General features: G+C 47.8%; 25 protein-coding genes and 1 tRNA gene. All 26 read left to right on the top strand.

Annotation, left to right across the window (positions count from 1 at the left end; all coding sequences use genetic code 11):
• Position 1 precedes the first annotated feature (1 nt).
• Positions 2-1,306, top strand: a complete 1,305-nt coding sequence (locus tag KJW29_RS12565; RefSeq protein WP_214630011.1) for a replicative DNA helicase — start codon at positions 2-4, stop codon at positions 1,304-1,306.
• On the top strand, positions 1,303-1,629 hold the full coding sequence (locus KJW29_RS12560) for a hypothetical protein (RefSeq protein WP_214630010.1): 327 nt from the start codon (positions 1,303-1,305) through the stop codon (positions 1,627-1,629). Before KJW29_RS12565 ends, KJW29_RS12560 begins: the two co-directional genes overlap by 4 nt.
• A gap of 126 nt (positions 1,630-1,755) precedes the next feature.
• Positions 1,756-1,893: a hypothetical protein gene (locus tag KJW29_RS12555; protein WP_214630009.1), complete on the top strand. Its 138-nt coding sequence runs from the start codon at positions 1,756-1,758 to the stop codon at positions 1,891-1,893.
• Between the two features lie 303 nt (positions 1,894-2,196).
• Positions 2,197-2,412 (top strand): hypothetical protein, encoded by a 216-nt coding sequence (locus KJW29_RS12550; RefSeq protein ID WP_214630008.1) that lies wholly within the window; start codon positions 2,197-2,199, stop codon positions 2,410-2,412.
• Between the two features lie 19 nt (positions 2,413-2,431).
• Positions 2,432-2,767 (top strand): YopX family protein, encoded by a 336-nt coding sequence (locus KJW29_RS12545; protein ID WP_214630007.1) that lies wholly within the window; start codon positions 2,432-2,434, stop codon positions 2,765-2,767.
• A gap of 219 nt (positions 2,768-2,986) precedes the next feature.
• Positions 2,987-3,322: a DUF1064 domain-containing protein gene (locus tag KJW29_RS12540; RefSeq protein ID WP_214630006.1), complete on the top strand. Its 336-nt coding sequence runs from the start codon at positions 2,987-2,989 to the stop codon at positions 3,320-3,322.
• Between the two features lie 198 nt (positions 3,323-3,520).
• On the top strand, positions 3,521-3,700 hold the full coding sequence (locus KJW29_RS36755; RefSeq protein WP_214630005.1) for a helix-turn-helix domain-containing protein: 180 nt from the start codon (positions 3,521-3,523) through the stop codon (positions 3,698-3,700).
• 690 nt (positions 3,701-4,390) lie between these two features.
• Positions 4,391-5,362: a coiled-coil domain-containing protein gene (locus KJW29_RS12530; protein WP_214630004.1), complete on the top strand. Its 972-nt coding sequence runs from the start codon at positions 4,391-4,393 to the stop codon at positions 5,360-5,362.
• Positions 5,363-5,546: 184 nt separating this feature from the next.
• Positions 5,547-5,726 carry a hypothetical protein gene (locus KJW29_RS12525; RefSeq protein ID WP_214630003.1) on the top strand — a complete coding sequence of 60 codons (180 nt, stop codon included), beginning with the start codon at positions 5,547-5,549 and terminating at the stop codon, positions 5,724-5,726.
• 128 nt (positions 5,727-5,854) lie between these two features.
• Positions 5,855-6,106 carry a hypothetical protein gene (locus KJW29_RS12520; RefSeq protein ID WP_214630002.1) on the top strand — a complete coding sequence of 84 codons (252 nt, stop codon included), beginning with the start codon at positions 5,855-5,857 and terminating at the stop codon, positions 6,104-6,106.
• Between the two features lie 19 nt (positions 6,107-6,125).
• A complete protein-coding gene (locus KJW29_RS12515; protein ID WP_214630001.1) occupies positions 6,126-6,554 on the top strand; it encodes an RNA polymerase sigma factor in 429 nt (142 codons plus the stop codon).
• A gap of 140 nt (positions 6,555-6,694) precedes the next feature.
• Positions 6,695-6,805, top strand: a tRNA-OTHER gene (locus KJW29_RS12510).
• A 582-nt stretch (positions 6,806-7,387) separates the two neighbouring features.
• Entirely contained in the window at positions 7,388-8,149 is a 762-nt protein-coding gene (locus KJW29_RS12505; RefSeq protein ID WP_214630000.1) for a terminase small subunit, read from the top strand.
• Positions 8,112-9,632 (top strand): phage terminase large subunit, encoded by a 1,521-nt coding sequence (gene terL / locus KJW29_RS12500; protein WP_214629999.1) that lies wholly within the window; start codon positions 8,112-8,114, stop codon positions 9,630-9,632. Before KJW29_RS12505 ends, terL begins: the two co-directional genes overlap by 38 nt.
• A gap of 18 nt (positions 9,633-9,650) precedes the next feature.
• Positions 9,651-9,866, top strand: a complete 216-nt coding sequence (locus tag KJW29_RS12495) for a hypothetical protein (RefSeq protein WP_214629998.1) — start codon at positions 9,651-9,653, stop codon at positions 9,864-9,866.
• A gap of 30 nt (positions 9,867-9,896) precedes the next feature.
• On the top strand, positions 9,897-12,044 hold the full coding sequence (locus KJW29_RS12490) for a portal protein (protein WP_214629997.1): 2,148 nt from the start codon (positions 9,897-9,899) through the stop codon (positions 12,042-12,044).
• Between the two features lie 73 nt (positions 12,045-12,117).
• Positions 12,118-13,062 (top strand): hypothetical protein, encoded by a 945-nt coding sequence (locus KJW29_RS12485; protein ID WP_214629996.1) that lies wholly within the window; start codon positions 12,118-12,120, stop codon positions 13,060-13,062.
• Between the two features lie 11 nt (positions 13,063-13,073).
• Positions 13,074-13,493 (top strand): hypothetical protein, encoded by a 420-nt coding sequence (locus KJW29_RS12480; RefSeq protein WP_214629995.1) that lies wholly within the window; start codon positions 13,074-13,076, stop codon positions 13,491-13,493.
• A gap of 13 nt (positions 13,494-13,506) precedes the next feature.
• Positions 13,507-14,460 (top strand): phage major capsid protein, encoded by a 954-nt coding sequence (locus tag KJW29_RS12475; protein WP_214629994.1) that lies wholly within the window; start codon positions 13,507-13,509, stop codon positions 14,458-14,460.
• Between the two features lie 12 nt (positions 14,461-14,472).
• Positions 14,473-14,805 carry a hypothetical protein gene (locus tag KJW29_RS12470; protein WP_214629993.1) on the top strand — a complete coding sequence of 111 codons (333 nt, stop codon included), beginning with the start codon at positions 14,473-14,475 and terminating at the stop codon, positions 14,803-14,805.
• 4 nt (positions 14,806-14,809) lie between these two features.
• Complete coding sequence (locus tag KJW29_RS12465) at positions 14,810-14,980, top strand: hypothetical protein (protein WP_214629992.1); 171 nt, start codon at positions 14,810-14,812, stop codon at positions 14,978-14,980.
• Positions 14,981-15,116: 136 nt separating this feature from the next.
• Complete coding sequence (locus KJW29_RS12460; RefSeq protein ID WP_214629991.1) at positions 15,117-15,437, top strand: hypothetical protein; 321 nt, start codon at positions 15,117-15,119, stop codon at positions 15,435-15,437.
• An 11-nt stretch (positions 15,438-15,448) separates the two neighbouring features.
• The gene (locus KJW29_RS12455; protein WP_214629990.1) at positions 15,449-16,033 is read left to right on the top strand and encodes a phage adaptor protein; all 585 of its coding nucleotides are present in this window, start codon (positions 15,449-15,451) and stop codon (positions 16,031-16,033) included.
• Position 16,034: 1 nt separating this feature from the next.
• Positions 16,035-16,673 (top strand): hypothetical protein, encoded by a 639-nt coding sequence (locus KJW29_RS12450; protein WP_214629989.1) that lies wholly within the window; start codon positions 16,035-16,037, stop codon positions 16,671-16,673.
• A gap of 2 nt (positions 16,674-16,675) precedes the next feature.
• Positions 16,676-18,589: a hypothetical protein gene (locus tag KJW29_RS12445; RefSeq protein WP_214629988.1), complete on the top strand. Its 1,914-nt coding sequence runs from the start codon at positions 16,676-16,678 to the stop codon at positions 18,587-18,589.
• 14 nt (positions 18,590-18,603) lie between these two features.
• On the top strand, positions 18,604-20,535 hold the full coding sequence (locus tag KJW29_RS12440; protein ID WP_214629987.1) for an SGNH/GDSL hydrolase family protein: 1,932 nt from the start codon (positions 18,604-18,606) through the stop codon (positions 20,533-20,535).
• Positions 20,536-20,537 lie beyond the last annotated feature (2 nt).

Here is a 20,537-nt window from a genome sequence, read left to right as displayed (position 1 = left end):
TTTGGGACTCATACCTTTTACCAATTACGAAACAGAACTATGGGTAGTCGGCGCGATGTTGAAGAACAAAGACGCCATCGATACCATTCAGACCATCGTAACGCCGGATGACTTTTACTTTTCGGATGTGAAGTACCTTTTCGTCGAAAGCATGGAACTTCATAACTCCGATCGGCTGGACGGACGAACGTTGATGCAATGGATGCGGCAGAAAGGATTCGAACAGGCGGACGAGCTTATAGCGGATGCACTTAATGCTGTACCTGTACCGAGAATGGCAAAAGAGTACGCTGAACAGGTTTCCATGTTGAGCATGAAGCGCAAGGCTATGAAGTTATCACAGCAGCTTGTAGAGCTTGTGAATGACACGGAGGATATGGACGTTTCCAAGTTCATGAGCGAAGTGAGCGGAATGGTTGGAGACATGGACAGTAGTCGCGGCGGGAATATGGTCTCAGCAAGAACCTATTTCCGGAAATACATCAAGGAGAAGGAGGTTAAGAAAACGGTGAATTCGCCTAAATTCGGATTGGCTGATATGGACGCATGGTCGAGAGGTATTTTGAAAAAGCAGCTTATTGTGGTGGCTGGGCGACCAGGTACAGGTAAGACGGCGTTCACACTTCAGGTACAGGAGAACATTTCAAGCCAAGGGTATGGAGCTGTTCCGGTGTTCTCGATGGAAATGGGGAACGACGAGCTAATCGATCGGGTGACAAGCAACAAGACAGGCATTCCATTCTCGAAGCTGAAGCATAACGACCTTACTGCAGAAGAGTGGAAGTTGGTTAAAGCGGTCGAGCCGAAGATAAACGAAACCTTCTACCTCGACGACAAGCCGAAGATGGATCTCGGATACATCACATCACAATGTCGGCAGCTCAAGCGAAAGCACAAGCAGATTGGATCGATTATGATCGACTATCTCGGGCTAATGGAGATGCACAAGAAGAAAGGCGAGACAGTGAGCGAAGCAACGGGCAATATCACGAAGGCGCTCAAACAGTTAGCGCGGGAACTGGACACATCCATATTCCTACTGGTGCAGATGAACCGCGAGATTGAGAAGCGCTCAGCCAAGCGTCCGGTACTCTCCGATCTGAGGGACAGCGGAAGTATTGAGCAGGATGCCGACATGGTGATATTCCTGCACAAAGACGACGAGAAGTCAGACGCTAAGATGTCGCATATCGATTTGATCGTCGCTAAGGGCCGTAACACAGGCGTGAGGGACTTTGAATTATCTTTCCTTGTCGAGATACAGCGAATGGTTACGAAGGCTGTAATCGCTCCTGGTGCGAGATGATAACGGATAACGAGGCGTTTCTGGTTGATCGGTTCAGGTCGCTTCTAAAGCTTGGGAAAGACAACGGTCAGTTAACCGCCGGCACTTACGTTTCGCTATCCATGCGTTCGTTGCGGACGAGTGAGGACATCGAGCAAGCTTACACCGAACTTATCCACTTCCTCCAGAACCACGAATACTACGACACCATAGACCGGATCGAAAAGGGAGAAGCGTTGTACGATGCTGAGAAAGACTCAGATAAACGCAGGCGATACAAAGCAAGGCTGGACGAGTTGTATGCAAAATTAGCCGAATTAGAGGCGAGAGGAGCAGCGGCATGAGAAAATGCGTGGAATGTGCATCAGAGTATGATCCGAACGAAGCATTCTATTCAGACATTTGCGACGAATGCGCAGCGGTGCAAGAAGGCGTTGATTCGATAGACGAGTTGAGATAGGAGGTGCGGCATGAACGAACATGACAAGATTGTTCAGAAGATTGCGAACATTTCCGCGAACATGGATAAGGCGTTCAACAATAGCGAAAGACAATTGATGCGACGTCAGATGCGAGTATTGGAGTTTCAACTAAAACAGTTGAGGTAGAGGACCATCCAGGGGAAAGGGAGGATGCGGCGTGAACTTCCACCAGCGGAAAACAGAAAGAACGGAGCATTACGAGAGGTTCGTTAAATGTTGGAAACAAAGAAAATGTGCTGCGTGCAATGGAAGTGGTCGTTATGACAGCCACGGGTCACCACCATGCGGAGCGTGTGATGGAACAGGCAAAGAAACTTATTTGCCGAAGGCCATCAATCCGGCTGAATAATCCCAACGATAGTGGGGGCCGTATCAGGTTTCCGCAGTTTGCGGAGACAATACACGCGAGGGAATGGAGGTAGAGGTGGAGTGACAGATGATCTTAAAGTATCGAACAGAATCGAAGAAGCAATGTACGGCGCTGTTGGAACCAGCGATTGTCACAAGGTTGGGATATGGGGCGGATGCGGTCTAGATTGTTGGGTGTATAACGAGGGAAGATGCCCTGAACCCGATGAAATGTTAGGAATTATTGAAACGGATGAAGACAAAGAACACCACAAAAAATTATACGGAGACACATAGAAAACGAGGAGGAATAAGCGTGAGATTCAAGTTTAGGGCGTATGACACGGAAACGAAAGAAATGAGCCACGACTACTTGAGCAAGAATTGGTTGCGAGTGTGCATTGAATCTCCGTTCATCGAGTTAATGCAATGGACAGGCCTCCAGGACAAGAACGGAGTGGACATCTATGAGGGGGATATTATCCGGTGGCATGACATCGTGACGGCAGACTATGCAATTGCTTTTGAACAAGGAGTTTTCTGCCTAAACGGATCTCCTAACGAAAACTTATACCACCATCGAGATGAGATAACGAAAAAGTGGGAAGTCGTTGGTAACGTTCATGAGCATCCAGAACTTCTGGGCCGATAGGCCATCAATCGACTGAATATGCTTAGCCGAAGGCGGATGCCGTATAAGGGGATTTTATTTTGAGAGGAGAGAGTAACCCATGAAACTAAGAGACAACACAAGCAGAAGCAAGCTCGTGAACATCACCACACAGAAACGCAAACCACTGATGAACGCGTCAGAGAGGAAACGTCAGACAGAGAGTTTACGGACATATCGTCCAGGAGGGGATGATGCATCATGAGCAAATACGGATCTCGCAAAACGACGATAGACGGCGTCACGTTCCATTCAGCAGCAGAGGCGAGATACTACCAGCAGCTCAAGTTACGCAAGTTGGCCGGAGATATCACCGACTTTGAATTACAACCCGTATTTGTACTGCTCGAACCATTCCGCAAGAATGGCAAAAAATACGCGGGAATCAAATACAAAGCAGACTTTCGTATAAAGCACTTAAACGGATCTGTTGAGATTGTTGACGTAAAGGGATTCGAAACAACCGTTTACCGCATGAAGAAGATGTTATTCGAAAATAAATTCCCCGATCTAACCCTTACGGAGGTATCGGCATGAAGAAACCGCATAAATGGGAACGAGTCGGAAACGTAGATATGGCTTTTGATCAATGGGGAATGCCAATCTACTACACTCTACCAATCAGAATGCCATTCAGAACTCCTGAGAGAGTCGTGGAGACGCGATAATAGTAAAATGGAGTAATTGTCACACGATTAATCGAGATGCCTGTAAACGGCAGATAAGGGGCTTAAAATGGATTACTCAAAATGGCTGAAAGAGAACCGCAAGAAAATGAACTGGAGCAGGGAAACGTTAGCCGATCTATTAGGAGTCAGCAAGTTTACATTGAGGAACTGGGAAGATGGAATGACACGCCCTAACCAGTACGGACAAACGAGGTTGAAAATGGTGTTTGGTGAGTTGCCGGAGTAGATCCATTATGTGCAACAGGAAGGATGAACGAAATGGCTAAGAAGAAGCTGTTTAGCGAAGAAACAAGGAAGATTGACGATTGTCAGTGTGTGTATTGCGGTCACGTATTCAATGGACGAAACGCTTGCAATGCCGACATGGACAGAAAGTTTGTCGAGTGTCCGAAATGCGAGAAAGAGATGCAAGTCATGCTTTCCATCGAATACACCTGCGTACCTTTGGAAGATTAGGCTGTAGCGCATTACGACGATAACGGATTCGATCCATATAGCGAAAGAGTGAGCATTTAATGATAATCGAAAAAGATATAGCAGAAGCAATCGAGTCGTTCTTGATAGTTCAATTGAGAGTTATGAAACGCAGTATTGAACAAGGTAAAAGCATACTTGTAGCAGAACATTGCGGACAAGATTGGACTAAATACGAAGGTGGGCAATATTCAGTACTTAATAAGATTTCCACATTCGATTTGATGAAGTGCTTAGTGAATGGCTACGAAATAATTTAGTGTCGCAGTACGACGAAAAAGTGAAGGAGTCTAGATGATGAGAGACCCGCCAAAAGTATCGTCAGAATATTGTGACAAAATAGCCGAAAAGCCTGTAAATACAAGGCTTTGCACTACTCAAAGCACATTAAATGTGTTATAATATAACATATAATCATAACTCGGAAGGGGCTTTTAAGTCAATGAAAGAATTAGCCTTGGAAATAGCAGCACAAGAGGACGTTGTGTCCCAACTCGATTCACGTACGGCGAAACATGCGGAAGAATCTGCAAAGCTGGCAGAGATGAAGGCACAACTTGCAGCCATGGAAGCGCAGGAAACGATCACAAACCAGTTCGAAAATCTTGATTTCGGCGATGGCATGATTGTATCGTTACGCGAGGCATGCGCCAACGAAGAATACTACCAACTGCTATCTATGTGGATTCAGACCTACATAGGCGATCAAGCACAAAAGCATGCGGCTATCGTAAACAGCTACAAATCGGAAATCAGCGCGCAGGAAGAGGCAATAATCGATCTTACTGCCGAAGTGGATCGGCTGAATGAACAGATCGATGAATTCACCGAATCGATTGCATCGGCATCCAGGCTGCAACTTGTTATCGACGATCTGACTGCAAAACGAGATTCTGCGGGCGTACAACTAGCTGAGGCGAAAGAAGAGAATGAGCGCCTGACGAAGGATAACGAATCTTTGCGTAAGCAACTAGAAGGACAGAACGCGCCAGCAACACCGCAAGTCGATCCGGCAGAATTGTTTCGTCGTATTCAAGCGGCAAAGCCAGGTATTTATAATAAGCGTTGGTATATCAACGAACGGGGACTAGAAGATCGTCGATACTTCGCAGCTAACCTTTCTACGACTGGCGAAGAGATCACCATTCCGCTGCTGGAGATCGGAAAATACCGCGAAGAATCGCCGGAAGAGGCCGAACGATTTCGCCAAGAAAAAACAGCAGAAGAAGCCGCTAAGCTGGCTGAAAATCTTACTCATCAAGATATAGAGGTGCCATCATTTCAAGGGGAAGAGGATGCCGGAGTACCGACCAACACCGTATCTGGAGAAGTGGCAGGCCAAGATGATGAAATCCGTATCCGACTGGAAAGATTGGAAAGAGCGGTATTCGGCGAAGTAAAGGAAGTGGCGTAGGTGTTCCGCAAGAAAGACAGAGAACTACTAGAACTAATTGAGCGGCAAACGAGGGGAGTATCGGCATTTGTTACTGCTATTGCCTCTGAGTTGTCGGACAAAGGTATTCTGGATGGGGATACAGTAGCTAGAAATTTAAACGAACTCATGAAAGAACTTGATGTAAGAAGGTAGGTGCGGAATAATGGGATGGGAACAGTTCACATTTGAAGATGCTTTAAGAAAAGCGCGTCAGAACGTTTACGATCAAGCCGATCAATTCAAAGACCCGATAAACACGAATCTCGCTAAGGACAAGATGCCTAAAGTTATCGATTGTGGTGAATTGATCGAAGTAAACGGCGTATACGTTCCGACAGAATAGCAGTTTGGGGGCGATCTCCAGTAGGTCGTCCTATCGTTATACAGGGGAGATGAAACGAATGAGCATGTGGACGTGGCTCGATAGAAAAAGTGCAATTAAATACTTCGGAGTAAAGGATGGGCGATACAGTGAAAGCAACCATAAACGGAATCGAAGTAGAGGGAACGCCTCGGGAGATACACGAGCTGATGGTGGAGATGGGACCGGTCAAGTTTAAGCCGGTGCAGACTCCTTTGCCGGTAGGAATTAAGCAACTCGCAGGACAACATCCGCAATCGATGGTAATAAAGGATTTGTTTGTCGGGTGGCCGACTATCGCGAAACAAAGCAAATGCCCATCTAACGGGCCGTGTTACTGCACAGGAGCCTGCATGAAATAAATTAAGGAGGAGATCCGGCATGGAAACTTACACATGGAGTACAGCATATGTAGACCTCTTGAAAGAGATCGACATTTTGGAGATGCGGCTGCGAGATTTGAAAACGGACTTGATCGGGGCAGAACGAGCTTACCAAAAGAACCTAGTGAAGCTTACGGCATCATATAGTGGGATGCCTGGAGGATCAGGAACGAACATTCAGGCCATGGATTACGCGGAGCTGCTGCAAAATGAAATACTTATGATCGAGGCTACGCTAGAACGAAAGAACGAGACGAAGCACGAAATGGAAAAGGCTATGGGTGAAATGCAATCGCTAGAGCGTAGAGTTGCTTTCATGCGTGATGTAGAGCGTAAGACGACGGCGCAAATAGCGGAGCAATTAAACTATAGTCACGGCTGGATCATGAAAGTTAGCGCGAAGGTAAAACGCCTTAAAGCCAGCTAAACAGGGAAGAAAAAGGAATAGAACTATTGCTTAATTGTGATATGATGGATATGTGGTTATTCATGCCGGATATCACGCTGCGGTCACCTCAGCCATTCGCCTGGTGGCCGCTGAATATTACATCTGTTATGATCAACATGTGCGCGGTAGTCTAGTGGTAGGACAGACGAGATAGTCTAAGCAGGCGGAGTAGCTCTCCGTTGATTGCATTCTGAACGAGGAAGGCGCGGGTTCGAATCCCGTTCGCGCACTGAATAAGGTGACAAGCGCCAGCACCAGAAGGATAACCAAGGATCGGGTTTCCCGGTCGGCTGGAGCTTTCATAAATAAACTTGACTTACTCAGAGAGGGAGCCTATACCTCTACAGCGGCGCAATGGAAGCCCAATAGTTTAAAGCTGAGAACAGTCCGCGAGGATTAGCCATGGTACAGATCGAAATCCATGCTGGGCGGGACGTAAAGTCATACAACACATTGCGAAAAGATCAGTGAGAGGGAGCCTATACGGCTCTCTTTTCTGTTTGTAGGGATCTAACGGGAGGTGAGAGGTTGCGATCAAAGCATAAAGTGCCGTTACCTCTCATCACCTATTTTGCAGTAACAGAGCATTGTGGACAGAAGATCATTGTCGATGAGGAAAGCTTGCTTGAGTATACAGAGATAACCTGTCCAGGATGCGACGAGCCGGTCATGTTCAGGGGATCGAATGGGCTATGGTATAGCTCATCGGGTAGGATGTTTGCTTAGAAAGTGACATTATTCCATGTGAAATGCGGAAAAATGCGTGGTTATATTGAAATAGTGATACATTTATCCATATTGGGGGTGTTAGTATGGCATTGACGGCGAAAATGAAGAGATTTGCAGAAGAATACATCGTTGACCTCAATGCCACACAGGCTGCGGTAAGGTCGGGATACAGTCAGGCGACAGCGGGTAGTGTTGGTCATGAAAACCTGAAAAAACCTGAAATCGCTGAGTATATAGATCAGCTTCTTGAAGAAAGATCCATTAGAACAAGGATAACGGCTGATCGAGTGCTAGAGAGATGGTGGGATTTGGCTAATGCAGACCCTAACGAACTTGCTCAACTCAGACGCTTAAACTGCCGAAACTGCAATGGGGATGATCATAAATTTCAATGGGTAGACGAAGCAGAGTACAAGAGGGCGTGCGACAATGCGGTTGCTGAAGCTAAAGCGGCGTCAATCGATAAAGGAGAGAATATTGAACCGCTCATACCTTCAGACGAAGGAGGTTATGGATTCGATAAGTTATTCGATCCTCACCCTAATTGCCCGAAGTGTCATGGCGAAGGAGTTCTAGATTTACACATGGCAGATACTCGAAAGGTCAGTACGCCAGCCAAGAGGTTATTCGCTGGGATAAAGCAGACGCAAGCAGGAATTGAAATTAAATTCCGAGACCAAGACAAGGCTCTTGAAAACGTGGCACGACATCTTGGAATGTTTACAGACAAGGTGGAACATAGCGGTACTGTCAAAACTGAGGTCAAGCACGACTTGCGCAAATTGTCACCACAGGAGTTGATGCAGCTTGAGCATATCGTTGCAAAATCTGCCGACCCTGGATGAGATAAGACAAGCTCGAGCCTATCAGGATTTCTCTTATTTTGTCGACTATGACAGTGAATATATGGACCGCGAAGGTAAACACCTCGACATACTGGACAATACGCTCATGCGGGTATCGATAGGTGAACTCAAGCGCGTGATCGTAACCATGCCTCCACGTCATGGGAAATCGGAACGAGTGAGCAAAAAGTTCCCGGCCTGGCACGTAGGGCGAAATCCCACAGATGAGATCATTCTAGCCTCGTACTCAATTGATTTGAGTCGGGGCTTTTCTCGTATCTCCAGAGATACGCTCACGTCCAATTATGGCGTGTTTGATGCCAAGGTAGACCCTAACAACCAGTCGGCAGAATCATGGGGCATAGAGGGGTACAGGGGCGGCGTAACGGCTGCTGGTGTAGGTGGTGCAATCACGGGTAAAGGTGCCAAGATAGCGATCATTGACGATCCAGTCAAAAATGCTGAAGAAGCAAACTCGGAAGTCATGCGCGAAAAGGTGTGGGACTGGTATCAATCCACGCTATACACTCGTTTGACGCCAGACGGTCGAATCATTGTCGTTATGACGCGATGGCATGAGGATGACCTAGTAGGGCGTTTGCTCAAAAAAGAGCGTGACGAGATCGCAGAGGGCACTCACAAGGGCGAACGGTGGACGGTCATCAACTTTCCTGCGCTGGCTGAGAGTGACGATTACCTTGGGCGAGTTGAGGGTGAACCGCTTTGGCCTGAGTTTGGATTCGATGCCCACAGGTTGGAGCAGATCAAAAGTGACGTTGGCAGCTACGTGTTCAACGCTTTGTATCAGCAGAGGCCGAGCGCAGCGGGAGGAACGATATTCAAGCGTGAGCATTTCCGGTATTTCCGCGAAGAGGTCATCGGAAACATGCCTTATTTCGTCCTGGGAGAAAAACGCTACCGCAAATATGATCTATGGATATTCCAGACCGTGGACACGGCCAACAGTGAAAAGACGATCAATGATTACTTTGTCGTGTCGACGTGGTACGTCACGCCACATAACGAATTGCTGCTATACGATGTATACCGCACACACATAACCGGACCTGATCAAAAGCCGCTGATGCGCAACATGTCCAACCGGTTTCGACCACGTTACCAGGCTATCGAGGACAAGACGTATGGGACGAACCTAATACAAGAGATGCGGCGAGAGGGTATGACGGTTAAGGCGATTAAGGTGGACAAAGACAAGGTAACACGTTCATTGGTCATAGCCGCTCGTTATGAAGTGAGTATGGTCTACCATCGAGAGGGGGCGCAGTGGTTGACGGATTATGAGGACGAGCTATTGAGCTTCCCGAGAGGGAAACACGATGATCAGGTGGATACAGCATCGATTGCTGGCGAGATCGTCCATACGTTGCCTCCGAGAGATATGGACGATAAAAAATCGACGCGTGCGGACAAGTTCGATAACGATGAAGATGACGACGAACAGGCAACGAGTTCATTCTGGTGAGGTGAGAAGATGCAATCCATGATATTCGCATCACTGGCATTTATAGCGATGATATTTGCATGCTGGGTGATGTGGTCACAACAGCGCACGATAGATCGACTAACCGACAAGCTCATGGCAAAGGATTACAGTGAGTATAAACGGCACGATAAGCTGACTGAGGTCAAGGAAGAGCGCGCACGCAAGCCATTGAGTTACTACGACGATACGAGCATTGAAGACGAGACGCATTAGCGTCTTATTTGCATTTAAGGGGGTGATACGGTGGCAGTAGTGCAGACAATCAAAGAAAGGTTTGCCGGAGTGTTTGGCGTTGACGAGAATTCGCAAAAGCAGCCAATTAATACGCCGGAGCAGCAAAAGCTTGTCGACATGGCATATAACGATTATCAGTATTTCAAGTCTGAGCGTCAGCAGTATGAACCGACTTGGAGACAGGAACAACGATTCTACAAAGGCGATCACTGGCATGGGCTAAGGCCCGATGAAGTGACCAAGATGCGTCCAAACAGCGTCGATAACATCGCCTGGAGTCAGATTGAGTCGATTACTTCCAAGCTATGCGCATGGATGCCGCAGCCTGAATTTGAACCACAGGAGGCGCGTGACGAACAGAAATCGCAAGACCTGAACGCGTACATGCCGTATGAGCTTAGGCAGATACGATTCCCACAGAAGCATATCAGGGCTGTGCGCCGCATGATCATTCATGGACCTCTGATCTACAAGGTGCTGTATGACCCGACGGTCGAGGGAGGCACAGGCGAGTATCGTTTCATTGGTCAGAATGACGTGATACCGATTGACTTCGGCACATTCTTTCCGGATCCGCGCATACGAGACTTTATCGATATGCAGAGTGGCGCAGCTCAAATGTTCCACTTCCGCAAGCCGTTGGAGTACTATCCCAAGCGTTGGCCGGAGAATGGGAAGAAGGTCCAGCCCGACCAGGACGAAGGCGACGTATTCATCTACGACATGGACGATTACTCCATGCGCAACTTTAACGCCGATCGGACATACGGTGATGGATCAATTGGTGAGATAAAAACGGCTGGATTGATTGAGTACTGGTATCGCGGTAAACCGAAGATCATGACAAAAGAGGACAAGGAAATATTCGAGGAACTGGCAAATGACAAGTTGATGCAAGGACGCGATCCTTCAGAAGCATTAGCAAAAGCTGCCGGAAAGATGAACGGTATACATTGCCTATATATTACGGTGGGCGGCGTATTCCTCGAACATAAATCTTATGTCTATGATCACGGCAAATATCCAATTGTTGCCCGTACACTCTTCCCTGACGAGGATAACCCGTGGGGCAAGGGGTACATGCGCGACATGATGAAGCCGCAGATCATGCTCAACAAGTTCGCTGAGTTAACCGTCGAGACAATGGCGAAGCAAGGAAATGCCGGAGTCATGTACGAGGAAGGGGCCATCCAGAAGCCGGAACAGTTTAAACGGCAACGTAGTGAGCCTGGCGGCATGGCTAAAGTCTCTGACTTATCCAAAATTCAGGAGTTCCAAGGTGTAAACGTACCTCAGACGGTATTCAACGCCATGAATTATTACATGGATATGCTCCAGAAGATCCCAGGTCAATTTGACTCTGCCAATGGTCAAGCGAACGCCAATGTTAAGAGCGGTGAGCAGGCCAAAGCGCTTATCGGAGCTGCTAATGCAAGGCTTACGGTAGCCTCTGAATTGATCGAGGATGCGCTGACTGAGGTGTTTGAGCAGTACATTTACAACATGGCGCAATTCTACTCAACGGACCGTCTAGCTCGTGTAACAGGCCGTGACATAGTTATAAGCCGTGACAGGTTGATTAATACGATGTCAAGTACAGCCGAGATGACGAATCCTGAAACTGGTGAGCCGGAAGAAATGCCGGTTGAGGAAGAATACATCCCTCAATTCGATATCACGGTGAAGATCGGGGTAGAGAAGCCGCAGGATAGAGAGTACTGGATCCAGACGGCATTCAACCTGTTCGGAACCATCAATCCTTTAACGGGGCTTCCGATCATCGACGCCAAGGCCGTACAGTACACTGTCGCCAACGGACGCATGGAACCATTCGATGTGATCGACCAACGCGTCAACACGGAAGCGACAGTCATGCAGAACATTCAGCAATTGCAGCAACAGAATCAACAGATGATGCAGCAAATGCAGGAGATGCAGAAACAGCTTGGACAGGTCGATATGGCGAAAATGCAAACGGATCAGACGAAAGTCCAGACGGATCAATACAAGGCTGAAACGGACCGCATGAAAGCGGAAGGAGACTATATCCTTAATGCGGAGAAGGTCGCTCAGTCACAGCAGCAGACAGAGTTCGGTAATTCGATGCAAATAGCACAATTCCAACAGCAAGTGAATGATCCAGCGGGGCGTATCTAGTCGTAGAGCGCCCCTTTAATATAACCAACTCTCGCCCCATGCCAAGGGGCTATTCGTATTGGAGGAATTACACATGAGCGAACAATCCGGCAGCCAAACCGTAGAGTCGCAGGAACCGCAAGAACAGGCCATACAAGACGCAATGTCCATGTTCGGACTTGATACACCAACCGAACAACCGGACACGTCCAGTAGCCAAATAGAAACGCCAGAGGACGAGCATATCGAAACTCCTGCCATAGAGGACGAGAAGCCATCCAAAACAATCAAGGTAAAGCATAACAAGGAAGAGATCGAAGTCGATGTATCTGACGACAAACTTCCGGAATATGTGCAAAGGTCGCTTGCTCTAGACAAGGAGCGAGAACGAAAATCGGAACTGGAGAAGCATCTTGACCGAGCTGCCAAACTCGCAGGATTCGAGAACCACGCCGAATACGTCGCAAACTTTGATCGATTGGAGCAACAAGCGAAGCAACAACAAGAGGACATGTACGCCAACATGCGTGAGCAGCTACGCCAGGAAGCTGAGGATGCTGGTTTAGACCCATCCAAGGTTGAGGCGTACTACGAGAACCATCCACTATTGCAACAAGCGAAACAAACGCTTGTACAGCAGCAGAGGATGGAGATTGAGAGCAAGTTAGCACAGACCGAACAAGCCAAGCGCCAGCAATGGGGAGAGTTGTATCAGCAATACCCCGATTTGGCGGAGACATCCAAGGCATTTGATGACGGTGGGACGCCTGAATGGTTTACGAGCGAGATGCAGTCTCTTGTAAGCCAAGGATACCAACCACTTCATGCCTACAAGTTAGCTCATATGGACAAGTTGACTGCACAAACAAGAAAGCAAGCCGAGCAGAAGGCGATAAAGGATCAACGTTTGGGACTGCGGTCACAAGTAGAAACACAAGGAAGCGCCGATCTGGAACCGGAAGTGCCGGATGCCATGACATCGGCGTTTGCCATGTTTGGGCTTGACCCTAAAAGCGCAAGAAAATACGTGAAAAAGTGAGGTAATGAATCATGGCACAAGGCTTCCAGTTCGCATTCAACGATTACGGCGCTCCTGAACGGCGCATCAGCGATATCATGGCAACAAATGCTACGGCATTTACGGAAGGACAGGCAGTTACATTGACTTCCGGACGCTGGGCCGCTGTCGCTAACGGCGGCGCTATCGCAGGATTCGCAAACCAGACCATTGCAGCAGGAACGGATCAATACCTCGAAGTGATCCTCGCCCGGGAAGGTGACTGGTTTGATGCTCCATATACCGGAACGCCAGCTGGTGGATTCGTCGTAGGCGTGGATGTAGCAGACATTGCTACTAACGGACTCTCTGTATTGGCGTCTGACGTTACAGGTGGAGCACTTTCTGTAAGAGAAATCAACACAAACAAACAAACTTGCCGCGTAAAAGTCAAAAAGCGGCTGTTCGGTTAAGGGGGACTAACCAATGCAAACAAAACTTCAATGGGATCCTATGGTGCTTGAGGCGGTATTCCGCGAGCTATACACACGGGAGATGACCCCTAAACCGGACTTTATCCCACAAATGTTCGATGTTCAGGGTTCCACGAAGGACACTGAAAGCATCGAAATGATCGGCGGCGAGGGACTTCTGGAGGACTGGTCCCGATCCAACAATCAGGTGTTTTACTCTGATGTGGACGAACTATGGCAAAAGTATTTCAAACACAAAAAGTACTCGGGCGGACGCGAGATTGATCGTGATTTTGTAGACGATCTTAAACTTACTGCAATTCGAGACCGCATTCGTGGTCTTGCTGATGCTACTTACAAGACTCGTCAGATGCAAGGGGTAGAATGGTTTATCAACGGCAACCTGACCACAACGGCTGTTGACTACAAAGGCAGAACGTACAATGCTGCTTTGCCAGATGGTCAATCTTTATTCTCTGCTGCACATCCATACAGCCCTCATAATCTAACAGACACCCAATCCAATCTCTTGACGCAGGAACTATCTATCGATTCCTTCGATGCTGCGGCGATCATGATGGAAGAATGGGTTGATGACAAAGGGACGCTAATGGCAGCAAAAGCGGATACTCTTATCGTTCCTCGTAACCTTGCTCGTCGAGCATTCCAAATTGCTGGAATCACAGGTAAAGGAGAAGGGTATGAACCGGATTCCGCTGACCACAACGTCAACATGTACGAGGGCAAGATTAATGTAATCATCAATCCTTTTGTAACTCGTCGTAACGCTTGGGTAGTTGCTGATTCTTCCCGCATGAAGCGTGCAATGAAATGGTTTGATCGCCGCAAGCCAGAGAATGGCTCGATCACGGACTTTGATACTGAGGTAACAAAGTTTAAAGTCGTTGGTCGTTGGTCGTACGGAGCAGTTGACTGGAGCTGGGGCGTAGGTTCGTTCCCGACATAAGGAGGGCTATCAATGCCAAAAAAAGGGCTTCACTCGCAAGCAATTGGAATCAAGAAGACGGGTAAAACACCTGTTGATCTGCTTACGGATCTGATCGTTGCAACAGTAACGGTCGATCCGGCTTCATTGGCCACGGTGACAGGGGCGTTGACATCGGGTATTACAGTAACCGGCGCAGCGTTGGGAGACCGAGTTGAGTTATTCCCGCCATACAGCACACAAGGCGTTATGGCGTTTGGGTTTGTATCAGCTGCTAATACAGTGCAAATCTCCTTCTTCAATCCGCTGGGAACGACTATTGACCTGGCGTCCGGAAGTTGGACAATCCACGTGATACGGAAGTGATCAGATGGAGCAGAGAGTAGGCTTTGTAACAGGTGAGACGAAGAAAGACAAGGTGGCGCACTATCCAGCTCAACGGGTAACCGAAAACATGACGGATGATCAGAAACGATTCGTCAAAGGCTGGAACGATATGCGCAAAAAGCTGTTAGAACACGGATTGATGGAGGAGAAGTGAGGGGGCTTTTTGCTCCCTCTTTTTCTTTATGGAGGTCATATGTACCAACTTGAAATTGATGCGATTAATGCTCTTGTAAAGGAGCAAAAGAAGACAAACGAGCTTCTTGAGAAATTGTTGGAAAGGGGAATACCGAATGTCCTGCATCAGAACAGTGAAAGACCGGACGAGCGATCCATTGGGAGCAGCAGGGGAATACGCGTCGCCGGGAATAAAGGTGGAACTGTACAACCAGATAAGAGGCCTAGCCAGCGCGGACCAAGGCGGGACAGTTGAGTTTCACGAATCCTTTGATGGATTGACGTGGTACAAGACTAGTTCTGAAGCGGTCACAGGCGGCACGCCGATCGGATTCGCATTCGTATGCCACGCCTATTACGCCATGGTCAAATACGTAAACGGAGCAGACGCTCAAACAACCTTTGATCTTCAGGTTTACGTTGATCCGTTCGTGTAAGGAGGTCCGATATGGCAACAACAATCAACGATATTCGGTTTGCGGTGGTCCGTGAGACTGGATCAACAGCAATCGAACACGAATCAGTCATCCAATGGTGCAATGATTGCAATGTGGACATCGGCAGTGTCATCAATGTTCCGGCTGATACGTTCCAAATCCCACTTACCACAACCGATATGACGTATGCACTGCCGGAAGACCTGAAGGAAATCAACAGGTTATGGCTGGAGAGTGACTTGGAATTTGAGATTAACCGCGATTTACGAGTCAACTACCGTATCTATAACGGGAAAATTGAATTCCGAGTGCCTTTTCGCGCAGAAGATACACTGAACATTGACTATTACAAGTTCCTGATACGGTTTACAGAACAGGATGACGAGATTGACATTCCTGACCGTTACGCTTCTCTTTACGTTTCTTACTGCAAGATGCGATATTTCGAATTGTTTTCGACTCAAACAAATATCGGTCTACAGATTGCGCAGAGGAATTCAGAGTTTGCCGCACAGATGTACAATGCGATGAGGAATCAAATCATTCAGTATTACAGCTTCACAAATCCCGATCTCGTCATAAAGGAGCGATGGTAATTTGATCACCGCAGACTCTTTACTACCAACTATTCGTAAAATCGTTGCCTCCTACCTTGAGGAGATCGGGACTTCGGAGAGCCAACAGAATCAATATATATTCATCTTTATAACAGAGGCGCTGCGTAAACTGGCGAACATCGCCTATGTGATGCGCGTATCTGATCCGATGACAATCAGCGGAGAAGGATTTATCACCTTCCAGCGCAGCGGTCAATCCATCATCGACCTATACGCTCCTTTGCGCATCATGGACAGCACTGGCAAAGAGGTCGTCAAACGCACCGCATACGCTGATACAAAGTCTGGTTGGTGGCGAGAGTCTTCCAATACCCCGATTCATGTGAAGGGTCTGAACGGGGCGTATACGCTGCATTACATTGCATACCCGTCTACGGTGGCATCTGCATCAAGCCCTGTGGAGTTCCCGGACGCGGGGTCATTAGGATTGTCTTACCACGTTGCGGCAATGATTATGGAATCTAGGCCGCACGCCAAAGACCTCGCCGCTCACTATTACGCTTTGTCTCAACGATACTTAAAAATCGCAGTTCAGGCTAATATTGATGCAAGAGGACACAGCAGCGGCGGATTTGTGCCGTCTCTTAATACCGTAGACAGTGCGTTCGGAGGAGGGTAAACATGCCAGAACAACAAGTCATGCTGGAAATGTACCCCTCCTTAGGGATGCAGACGGCTATCAACGGCGCACAAGTACCGCAGGGAGCGCAGAGGATTGCGTATGATGCATGTATGCGTGGCATCAATACAATCGGCAAAAGGGACGGTTCTGCTCCTATAACGACCGTTCCATTGTCCAGTGACATTTCTTATCTCGTATCCTATCGTTTCCCCAATTTGGTAGAAGTAGGAGCTGCCCCAACATTAGCGGCTGTAGTCGACGTAGCCGCTACATTACCGGCAGATACTTATTATGTGAGATACACATACCTCACCGATCAGGGAGAGACAGAGGCGAGTCCAGAGGCGTCACAGGCAATTGTGTTGGGTGAGAAGCTTGAGGTCACAATTCCAGCGATACCATATCACGCTAACTCGATCAATATTTACATCAGTACGGCGACAAATACGGAGACATTGGAACGCAACACGACAGACCTTGTAGAGGTGTTTTCAGCGACTTTAGATGGAGGGGGTGTCTCCTATCCAACTGTCAACACAACGGCGTTCAGCGAGGAGTTACTAGCCGTCAGCGGCGATACATTGTATAGCTATTATGGCGGTGAGTTGAAACCTGCGACAATGACGGATACATTCGTGACGCCGGACATTTATTCGGTGGCATTCACTGATCTGACGAACCAATCTTCGCTGATTATGGCAGACGGTGGGAACCTCAAATTCTACAATGGATCAGCAGTAGAGGACATTACGCCAGCAGCCAACGACCCGGATCCAGCACCGCCGAATGCACTTGCGACGATTAACGCGCTTGGAATCAAATATGTATGGGTGCATAAGGGGTATCTGTTCGTATCTGATGGATCGGATACCATTTGGTACGCGAAAAAGTATCAAGATGACTATTTCCCTTCGGTATTCTTTCAGCGTTGGGTGAGAAACAACGATGTCATAACAGGACCAGGCATCACCTTTAACAACGTTTTACTCGTCCCAATGCGTAGGGGATGGGGTATCCTAACGGGCGACGATGCGGACGATGGAATAATCAACACCTATTTCAACGGGAATCAGTTCCTCAATACGACAGCCGGTAACATTTCACCGCGAGGTATGTCGCGTATCACCTATCCAGACGGTTCAGAGGCGGTTGTGTACCTCTCAGACGATGGCGTACATGAGATATTCACAGTTGCAGCTCTATCGACTGGAGACAGGCAATACGCCACTCGTTCGCTCACTCGTGAAAAGTTGGACTTCGACGCACTCGGATTTACCTTGTCCGAGAAGCAAGCGGCGGTCATGTGGTTCGACCAGCAGACGAGACTCTTAATCTCGATCAGCCGCGACACTACGCACTATATCATGTGCTATGACACGCGCAATAGAGAATGGTATCTGTGGCGTCTTCCGTGGCATTCTAAGGCGTTTGTGAAGTACGACAATATAAACTACTTCGGAGGCGCGTTGAAGCTTCTACAGAAGTTCTCTGAGGACTTTTACAGCGACTGGGATGACGAGGAGAAAACAGTAGGCGTTCCGGTCGATTTCGACGTCTATAGCGGACTATTAAGTTTCGAATTTACTGGCGAAGGTTCCTATTTGCACTACTATGTGCTGGAAGCTCAAAGGTGGATGACAACATCCTCCATTGACGTTGCGATCATCTACGGGGCAGGCGTGAAATACGATGCAGAAGCGATCCGAACGACCGTGTTCATATGGGATTTCGCGCCAGGCTGGGACTTGGCAGATTGGGCGAATCTCGATTATACCGAGTTAACCAACCAAGCGAGACGTATGGTCTACCACAAACGCGCCCGATACTTCCAGCGAAGATGGCGAAATAACCGCGACGAACCGGTTCTAATCCTGCGCGAGTCCTTTATAGGCAGCGTATCGGGAATCTTTTAAAAGGAGAGTGAATCATGGGACATATCAACCCAGCGCCTATCATAGTGCTGACGAATAATACAAGCCCCGGAACTCCGGCAAGTTCTGCTGCGATGGATGGGGCTATCCTTGAAATTGTTGATAAAGTTAACGAAAACTACGATTTAGCACAAGCGACTGAGGTAGGTTTCTCTAATCATAAAAGCAGCGGTGTGCTGGATCATCCTGATGGTAGTGTAACCACACCTAAGATTGGAGACGGGCAGGTTACAACTCCTAAATTTCCAGATGGTGCGGTAACCACTCCTAAGATCGCAAATAGAAATGTAACGCGCGAAAAAATTGAAATTGCTGCTGTAGGGTACCAAGAATTAGACCCGACACTCACTACACTAATTCCGAACGTTGCAATCCAAATGAAGTTTCAGGACATTGATGTACAGTTGGCGGAAACTGAGGAGCAAACGCAGAAGGCGAATGGCAACATTGACTTTTATAATCTGTCTCAACAAAAGTCTAGTCGAATGATTCCACTGACATTCAACTCGGACACAAACCACTTCAACACTTATGAAGGCAGCAAGGCTTGCAACGGTATACCGACAGCTAATAGCTCAGGTACAAGCGGTTGGGTGATGACGCTGGCTAATCTTATTTCGAATCGCATCATTTTCAATATGCCGATTGGAGTCATAATCGGGGACAGTATATCGGAGGGTCATCCTGCTTTGCATGGTCGGCTGGATGCACCTGGATACGACCCCAACCTGCCGAATTCTCCGGGTCAAATCTCATATCATATCGAGCAGCATACCAAACTAAAAATCTACAATCACGGCATAGGCGGGCAACGTTTTGACCAAGTTCGCACTAGATGGGGCCGCGATGTGTTGGCTGAAACAGTGGGATCTCTTAGCCCAACAAACACGTTACCCAAGAGGCCGCATTTCGTTATTGTTGTATGCGGCATCAACGATGTTTTCGCTGGACGAACTCCTGCGGCAATTATTACAGATGCAAATTATCTTATCGACAATGCGCTTGAAAACAATATTTATCCTATCGTGTTTACGATCGGACCACACTCTTCCATGGATGCTCCTAAACTCGCGGTTGTAAAGGAGTATAACGCATGGTTGTTAGATAAGGCATCGAAAACGCCTAACATGGCAGTCTTTGATTTTTATGCATATGCCAACGATCCGGCCAATGATGGTAAGCCACGCAGTGGCATATTTGCGGATGCTGTACATCCGAATAAACGGACATATGAGGACTTGGCGCGTAAGATCATTCAAGAAGCATTCACGCAAAACAAGCCGCCAGTCGTTCCGAAGTACATTAACATCTCTACGGCCATGGATTTTACTCTACCAATCGTTGGTGGAAATAGACCAACCGTTGTGTTGCTATACATCAACGGTAAACCAAATAAGTACGTCGAATTGCTCAATGATCCCAATCAGGTAATTGTCATTCCGCCTGTAAAAGAATTCATTGAAACAATAGCTATAGAGCCACAAATTATTGAGACGCCGTATGAACTCCCAGCAAACACCATGACTTATAGCTATATATCAGAGGTATACCTATCGGATATAAACTTGTATCCGGGTAATGAGATTGATAAAGAGAGCATCATCCGGGAGTTACCGAGCGCCAATGCCATATCACGTTTCTACCCTGCACGGCCTGATGGCAGTACGGCGGGTCTTATGACGTTTGTTAGCGTGGCTGATGCAGTCAACTGTTCCGGCATCTTCTGTTTGGCTACAGCAGATGACAAAGGTTATATCGTGACAAAGGGACTCGCTATCGCTAGGACAGCCGCTGCAACTTATGAGGCTGATTTGCTTGTTACATCAACAGGGGGAAGATTAGCTCGTAACGTCAGCCCGACAGCAGGAACAGTGGTTGCCAAGGTTATTAAGCCTGCTACGGAATATTGTCTCGTCGATGTCCGATGAAC

Origin of the sequence: Paenibacillus agaridevorans, from assembly GCF_018604145.1 — a bacterium.
Taxonomy (GTDB): Bacteria; Bacillota; Bacilli; order Paenibacillales; family Paenibacillaceae; genus Pristimantibacillus; species Pristimantibacillus agaridevorans.
The sequence above is the reverse complement of the archived record's forward strand: the minus strand, read 5'-3'. Positions and strand labels throughout refer to the sequence as shown.